The sequence below is a fragment of the Halolamina rubra genome (assembly GCF_000739555.1).
Taxonomy (GTDB): domain Archaea; phylum Halobacteriota; class Halobacteria; order Halobacteriales; family Haloferacaceae; genus Halolamina; species Halolamina rubra.
Genome location: NZ_BBJN01000047.1, coordinates 21,295 through 27,968, shown reverse-complemented (window position 1 = coordinate 27,968; position 6,674 = coordinate 21,295). Strand labels below are relative to the sequence as shown.

Sequence of the window (6,674 nt, the reverse complement as noted above, 5' to 3'; positions counted from 1 at the left end):
CGAGATCCTCCTCCTCGATGTCGTCGAGGGCGGAGACCGTCGTCGCGCCGGTCGAGCGGGCGAGCGCCTTCAGGTCGTCGTTCTTCGCGCGGCGGACCGCGAGGATCCCCTCCTGGGCGAGGTAGTGCTGGGCGATGTCGTCGATGCCGTCACCGACGAACACCACGTCGGCGCCGACGTCGACGAGGTGGTCGACCATCTCGCGGAGCTGCTCCTCCTCCTGCTCCATGAACTGCTGGAGCTGGTCGGGGTCGGTGACGTTGACCTCGGCGTCGATCTCGGTCTCCTTCACCTCGATGGCGCCGTCGAACAGCGCGACGTTGGCGTCCTCGACGGCGTAGGGCATGTTCTCGTTGACGCGCTCCTTGTCGACGATGACGCCCTCGATGAGCTCGGAGTTCTCGATGGAGCCGCCGACGACCTTCTCAATGGAGACGTTGTCCGTGTCGATCCCGGTGTCGTCCTGCACGGCGAGGACGGCGTCGACGACGAGCTCGGCCAGCCGGTCCTTCGCCGTCTCGGCGCCCTTGCCGGTCATCGCCGTCTCGGCGATCTTCGTCAGCGTGTCGTAGTCGTCCGCGGTGACCTCGATGGCCTCCTCGGTGAGGATCTCCTTGGCCTTCTCGGCGGCCGCGCGGTACCCCTGCGCGATCGTCGTCGGGTGCACGTCGGACTCGACGAGCTCCTCGGCCTGGTCGAGGAGTTCACCGCCGACGACGACGGCGGTCGTCGTGCCGTCGCCGACCTCCTCCTCCTGGGTCTCGGAGACTTCGACGATCATGTTGGCCGCGGGGTGGTCGATGTCCATCTCCTTCAGGATCGTCACGCCGTCGTTCGTGACGACGACGCCGCCCGAGGAGTCCACGAGCATCTTGTCCATGCCTTTGGGCCCGAGCGTGGTGCGGACCGACTCGGCGACGGCCTTCCCGGCCGTGATGTTCATCTCCTGGGCGTCCTGCCCGGAGGTTCGCTGGCTGTCCTCGGAGAGTACGATCATGGGCTGGTTACCCATGCGCTGTCGCTGACTCATGTTCAGCGATAGATTGTCCGTGGTTCTATAAAGATGTTGTGGTCACCCCGTGAGAGATCGCCGCACGCAACCGATACAGCGGTTTGCTAACGTGTGTCACGCGGTCGTTTAAGTAGGCCGCTGGGAGCGTGCGTTTCAGGCGGGGTATCGGCGGTCGTCGACGACCGGTCGGTTCGTCGGCCCGGCACGTCGAACGACGGTCTCGACGCTGTGGAACGGTGAGAACGGAGAGAGGAGAGAAACCGGGTCGCAGACTGGCTACACGATCGCGGCATCGGTTCCGACGAGCGACGTGGCGTCGATCGGCGGTCGCTAGCCGTGAGTGGCTACACGATCGCGGCAACACGCTCCGAGCGACCGCCCGTCGGCGGTCACTCTCGGTCGCGAGCCGTGATCGGGTTATTCGGCGTCGCACAGTCACGGCAACACGCTCCCGGAGAGTGACCCGGAGGTCACTCTCGGTCGCGAGCCGTGACTGGCTTAGTCGTCCGCGGGTGCTTCCTCGGAGCCGGCGTCGCCGTCGACGCCCGCGTCCTCGACGTAGTACTCCTCGATCAGGTCCTCGCCGATACGGTTGAGCTCCGTCTTCGGGAGCAGCGAGATGAGCTCCCAGCCGATGTCGAGCGTCTCGTCGATGTCGCGGTTCGTACGGAACCCCTGGTCGACGAACTCCGACTCGAAGCGGTCGGCGAAGTCGAGGTACTTGTTGTCGGTCTCCGAGAGCGCCTCGCGGCCGACGATGTTCACGAGGTCGCGCAGGTCCTCACCCTCCGCGTACGCCGCGAACAGCTGGTCCTTCAGGTCGCCGTGGTCCTCGCGGGTGAGCCCCTCGCCGATACCGTCGTCCATCAGCCGGGAGAGGCTGGGCAGGACGTTGACGGGCGGCTCCATCCCCTTGCTGTCGAGGTCGCGGTCCATCACGATCTGGCCCTCGGTGATGTACCCCGTCAGGTCCGGGATCGGGTGGGTGTCGTCCTCGCCGGGCATGGTGAGGATCGGGATCTGCGTCACCGAGCCCTCGCGGCCGTCGATGCGGCCGGCCCGCTCGTAGAGCTGGGCCAGGTCGGTGTACATGTACCCGGGGTAGCCACGCCGGCCGGGGACCTCCTCACGCGCGGCGCCGATCTCCCGCAGCGCCTCGCAGTAGTTGGTCATGTCCGTCAGGATCGTCAGCACGTGGTACCCCTTCTCGAAGGCGAGGTACTCGGCGGTGGTCAGCGCCATCCGCGGCGTGACCGTCCGCTCGACCGCCGGGTCGTCGGCGAGGTTCATGAACACGACCGAGCGCTCCAGCGCGCCGGTGCGCTCGAAGTCGGCCATGAACTCGTTTGCCTCCTCCTGGGTGATCCCCATGGCGCCGAACACCACGGCGAACTCGGACTCCTCGCCGGCCTCGTCCTCCTCGGGGACGGTCGCCTGCCGGGCGATCTGGAGCGCGAGTTCGCTGTGGGGCAGCCCCGAGGCGGAGAAGATCGGGAGCTTCTGGCCCCGGACCAGCGTGTTCATGCCGTCGATGGCGGAGACGCCGGTCTGGATGAACTCCTCGGGGTACTCCCGGGAGACGGGGTTGATCGCCTCGCCGACGATGTCGTGGCGCTCGTCGGGGACGATGTCGGGACCGCCGTCGATGGGGTTGCCCGACCCGTCCAGCACCCGCCCGAGGAGGTCCTCGGTGACGGGCATCTTCAGCGTCTCGCCCGTGAAGCGCACGGACGCGTTCCGGTCGATACCGCTGGTGCCCTCGAACACCTGGATCGCGACGAGGTCGTCGGCGGACTCGAGCACCTGCCCACGGAGCGTCTCCCCGTCGGCGGTCTCGATCTCGACCATCTCGTCGTACCCGATGGACTCGTCGACCTCCGCGAAGACGAGCGGGCCCGAAATCTCGGTGATTGTCTTGTACTCTTTCATCAGTAGAGCTCGCGCAGTTGGGTCTCGATGTCGTCTTTCAGCTCCTCGACGTGCGCCTCGACCTCGTCGTCGGGAGTCGTGGCGATGCGGTTGAGCTTCGGCGCGGCGTCGATGCTCGTGATCTCGTCGACCGGGACGCCGGCCTCGAGCGCCTCGAACGCCTCCTCGTTGAACTTCCGGATCGCGCCGAGCATCTGGAACGTCTTTTCGGGCGGACAGTACTGGTCCACCTCGATGAAGGCGTTCTGCTGGAGCCAGCCCTCACGGATGTAGCGGGCGACCTCCAGCGTGAGTCGCTGGTCGTCGGGCAGGGCGTCCTCCCCGACGAGCTGGACGATCTCCTGGAGCTCGCTCTCCTCGTCGAGCACGTCGACGGCCCACTGCCGCCGCTCGGGCCACTCCTCGGAGACGTTCTCCTCGAACCACTCGTCGAGCTGGTCCTTGTACAGCGAGTACGACTCGTTCCAGTTGATCGCCGGGAAGTGCCGGCGCTCGGCTAGGTCGGAGTCAAGCGCCCAGAACGTCTTGACGATACGCAGCGTGTTCTGGGTGACCGGCTCGGAGAAGTCACCGCCAGGCGGCGAGACGGCGCCGATCACGGAGATCGAGCCCTCGCTGCCGTTGATGTTCTCGAAGTAGCCGGCCCGCTCGTAGAACTGGGAGAGGCGGGCGGCCAGGTAGGCCGGGTACCCCTCCTCGCCGGGCATCTCCTCCAGCCGGGAGGAGATCTCGCGCATGGCCTCGGCCCACCGGGAGGTGGAGTCGGCCATCAGCGCCACGTCGTACCCCATGTCGCGGTAGAACTCCCCGATGGTGATCCCGGTGTACACACAGGACTCCCGTGCGGCCACGGGCATGTTCGAGGTGTTGGCGATGAGGGTCGTCCGCTCCATCAGCGGGTTCCCGGTCTGTGGGTCGGGCAGCTCCGGGAAGTCCTCGATCACTTCCGTCATCTCGTTGCCCCGCTCGCCGCAGCCGATGTAGACGACGATGTCGGCGTCGGCGAACTTCGCGAGGCTCTGCTGGGTGACGGTCTTCCCGGAGCCGAACGGCCCCGGGATCGCGGCCGTCCCGCCCTTCGCGAGCGGGAACAGGCCGTCGAGGATGCGCTGACCCGAGATCAGCGGCTCGGTCGGCGTCTGCTTCTCGGAGACCGGTCGGGCCTCACGCACCGGCCACTCCTGGTGCATCTGGATCTCCTCGCCGTTGTCGAGCTCGACGACCGTCTCCTCGACGGTGAACTCGCCGGCCTCGACGGCGACGACCTCGCCGCCCTCGTAGTCCGGCGGCACCATGACCTTGTGGTCGATGGTCTGGGTCTCGGGCACCTCGCCGACGATGTCGCTGGGTTCGACGACGTCGCCCGCCTCGACGGCTGGCTCGAACTCCCAGGTCTGCTCCATGTCGATCCCCGGGGCGTCGACCCCGCGGTCGAGGAAGGGGGAGCCCATCTTGTCCTCCAGCACGTCCAGCGGGCGCTGGACGCCGTCGTAGATGGAGTCCAGCATCCCCGGACCCAGGTCGACCGTCAGCGGCTCGCCCGTGTTGACGACGGGTTCGCCGGGGCCGACCCCGGAGGTCTCCTCGTACACTTGGACCGTCGTGACGTTGCCCTCGATCTCGATAACCTCGCCCATCAGCCCTTCGTCGCCCACGTAGACGACGTCGTTCATCCGGGCGTCGAGGTCGACGGCGGTCACGACCGGACCACTCACGCTCTCGATCTGGCCGCGGTCTTCCGCGGCGACGTCTGTTGCCTGACTCATTGTTAGTCCTCGTCGTCCATCAGGTCGATCCCGATGGCTCGTTTGATCTGGTCGCGCAGTCCGCCGCTGCCGGCGCCGCCGCCGAGCGTCACGAGCGTCGGTTCGACGCTCGTCTCGACGTCCTCGCGGGTCCCCCGCGAGAGGTGGTCGAGGTCGTCGTCGTGCATCACGATGATGCCCACGTCGTCGTCGGTCATCGTCGACGCGACGGCGTCGTCGAGTCGATCCGCCTTCTCCTCCTCGGGGACGTCCTCGAACTTCCGGACGCCGGCGAGGCGGAACCCGGTCGTGAACTCCGGGCTGCCGATGACGGCGATCTCCTGGCTCATTGTACCACCAGCTCCGCCCGAATCTCCTCGGGGTCGAGCCCCGCCTCGGTGCCTCGGGCGATGGCACGGATGTTGTCCGCCTCACGCTCCTTCGCGAGCACGAACGCGATCACCGGGCACACCGACATCGGGTGGGCGTGGCCGGCGTTGCGGGCGTGCTCGACCAGCGCGGCCTCGATCGCGTGTTCGAACCCGATGAGGCTGTCCGCCTCGGCCATCTCGTCCAGCGCGGCGGAGAGCTCGTCGCCGTAGCGGCTCTCGCGGATGTGCTCGACCAGCTGGTCGGGGTTCCGGGAGAGCGTCGACAGCTCCTCGGGGGTGAACAGCGTGCCACCCTCGATGAAGTACTCGGCGGGGTCGACCTCCGCGCCGCTCCGTGCGAGCCGCAGCGCGTTCCGCACGTTGCGGAAGTCGATCTCGGCCTGCAGATACTCGGCGTAGGCCGACTCCGGCCCCGCGCCGCCCGCGCTGGTGACGCCCTCGAACAGGTTCTCGTAGTACGCCCGGTCGATGGCGTTCTCCAGCGGGACGAGCATGCCGGACTCGTCGTACTCCTCGGCGGCCGCGGCGAGGGGGTCGCCGAAGATGGTGCCGTCGAGCAGGTCGACGATCTCGTCGACGCCCTCGGCCTCGACCAGTCGGTCGAGCAGGGCGTCGTCGAACTCCCCGGCGCGGATGAGGTCGTCCTCGACCGCGTCGGGGTCGGTGCCGGCGTAGATGCCGCGGACGGCCGTCTTCACGTTCCACGCGTCGAACTTCCGCAGGTAGCGGGCGACCTGCTCGTAGAGGCGACCGTCCGCCCACGCGAGCAGCTCGTCGAACGTCTCGGCCAGCCCCGCGTTCAGGGCGTACTCGATCAGGTCGACGCCCGAGAACCGCGACCCCAGCCGGTTGATCGGTCCCTGATACGTCGACTCCTCCATGTATCGGGAGATCTCGTCGGGGCTCATCCGCAGCAGCTTCCGGTAGTCCTCCTCGTCGAACAGCGTCGCACGCCGGGCGCTCACGCGAGCGTTGACGTACTCCGGGTTGGAACTGCCGGTAGCGCTCATTCTTCGAAGAGTTTCTCGCTGATGCGTTTGAGTTCGTCGTCCCAGACCTCCGCGATCACGGAGTCGAAGGTGTTGTCCACGCTGACGCGGGAGCTCTCACTCTCGACGACGACGCCACCGAGGCAGTCCTCGGTGCCGGCGAACGACCAGCCCTCGTACTCCGAGAGCAGGTCGGTCAGCAGCTCCTCGTCCGACTCGCGGCCGTAGACTTCGACGGCCGCGTCGTCGTCGAACTCCTCGGCGGCCGCATCGAGCAGCGAACGGGTCAGCTCCTCGCGGCGCTCGCCGTCGATCTCGGCGACGCGCTCCTCCAGCTGCTCGCGGACCCGCTCCAGCACGTCACGACGGGCTTCCAGGCGCTTCTGTTTGGCCGTGAGCTTCGCGCTCGACAGCGCCTGTTCGCGCTCCTCGTCGATCTGTGTCTGGACTTCCTCCTCGCGCTGCTCGACGATCTCCTCGGCGTCGGCCTCCGCCTCCGAGATAATCTCCTCTGCCCGGCTCTCGCCCGCTTCGCGTATCTCCTCGGCACGCGCGCGGGCTTCGTCTCGAACGTCCTCGACGACGGTTTCCAAGCTCATGAGCGGAA

The 6,674-nt window shown here is 67.5% G+C and carries 6 protein-coding genes; all 6 read right to left on the bottom strand.

Features of this window, described 5'->3' with window-relative positions; all coding sequences use genetic code 11:
- A partial coding sequence (thsA, locus tag ACP95_RS12585) for a thermosome subunit alpha (RefSeq protein WP_272913173.1) occupies positions 1 to 997 on the bottom strand: 997 nt, incomplete at its 3' end.
- A gap of 513 nt (positions 998 to 1,510) precedes the next feature.
- On the bottom strand, positions 1,511 to 2,941 hold the full coding sequence (locus ACP95_RS12580; protein ID WP_049981539.1) for a V-type ATP synthase subunit B: 1,431 nt from the start codon (positions 2,939 to 2,941) through the stop codon (positions 1,511 to 1,513).
- A complete protein-coding gene (locus ACP95_RS12575; protein ID WP_049981538.1) occupies positions 2,941 to 4,707 on the bottom strand; it encodes an ATP synthase subunit A in 1,767 nt (588 codons plus the stop codon). The genes ACP95_RS12580 and ACP95_RS12575 overlap by 1 nt, the downstream gene beginning before the upstream one ends.
- A gap of 2 nt (positions 4,708 to 4,709) precedes the next feature.
- Positions 4,710 to 5,036: a V-type ATP synthase subunit F gene (locus ACP95_RS12570; protein ID WP_049981537.1), complete on the bottom strand. Its 327-nt coding sequence runs from the start codon at positions 5,034 to 5,036 to the stop codon at positions 4,710 to 4,712.
- Positions 5,033 to 6,088 (bottom strand): V-type ATP synthase subunit C, encoded by a 1,056-nt coding sequence (locus tag ACP95_RS12565; protein ID WP_049981536.1) that lies wholly within the window; start codon positions 6,086 to 6,088, stop codon positions 5,033 to 5,035. The genes ACP95_RS12570 and ACP95_RS12565 overlap by 4 nt, the downstream gene beginning before the upstream one ends.
- Positions 6,085 to 6,666: a V-type ATP synthase subunit E gene (locus tag ACP95_RS12560; RefSeq protein ID WP_049981535.1), complete on the bottom strand. Its 582-nt coding sequence runs from the start codon at positions 6,664 to 6,666 to the stop codon at positions 6,085 to 6,087. Before ACP95_RS12560 ends, ACP95_RS12565 begins: the two co-directional genes overlap by 4 nt.
- Positions 6,667 to 6,674: the final 8 nt, after the last annotated feature.

Excerpts from the sequence above, each read along its gene's own strand:
- ACP95_RS12570 (WP_049981537.1), bottom strand. The coding sequence starts at position 5,036 with ATGAGCCAGGAGATCGCCGTCATCGGCAGCCCGGAGTTCACGACCGGG.
- ACP95_RS12575 (WP_049981538.1), bottom strand. The coding sequence starts at position 4,707 with ATGAGTCAGGCAACAGACGTCGCCGCGGAAGACCGCGGCCAGATCGAG.
- ACP95_RS12560 (WP_049981535.1), bottom strand. The coding sequence starts at position 6,666 with ATGAGCTTGGAAACCGTCGTCGAGGACGTTCGAGACGAAGCCCGCGCG.
- ACP95_RS12565 (WP_049981536.1), bottom strand. The coding sequence starts at position 6,088 with ATGAGCGCTACCGGCAGTTCCAACCCGGAGTACGTCAACGCTCGCGTG.
- ACP95_RS12580 (WP_049981539.1), bottom strand. The coding sequence starts at position 2,941 with ATGAAAGAGTACAAGACAATCACCGAGATTTCGGGCCCGCTCGTCTTC.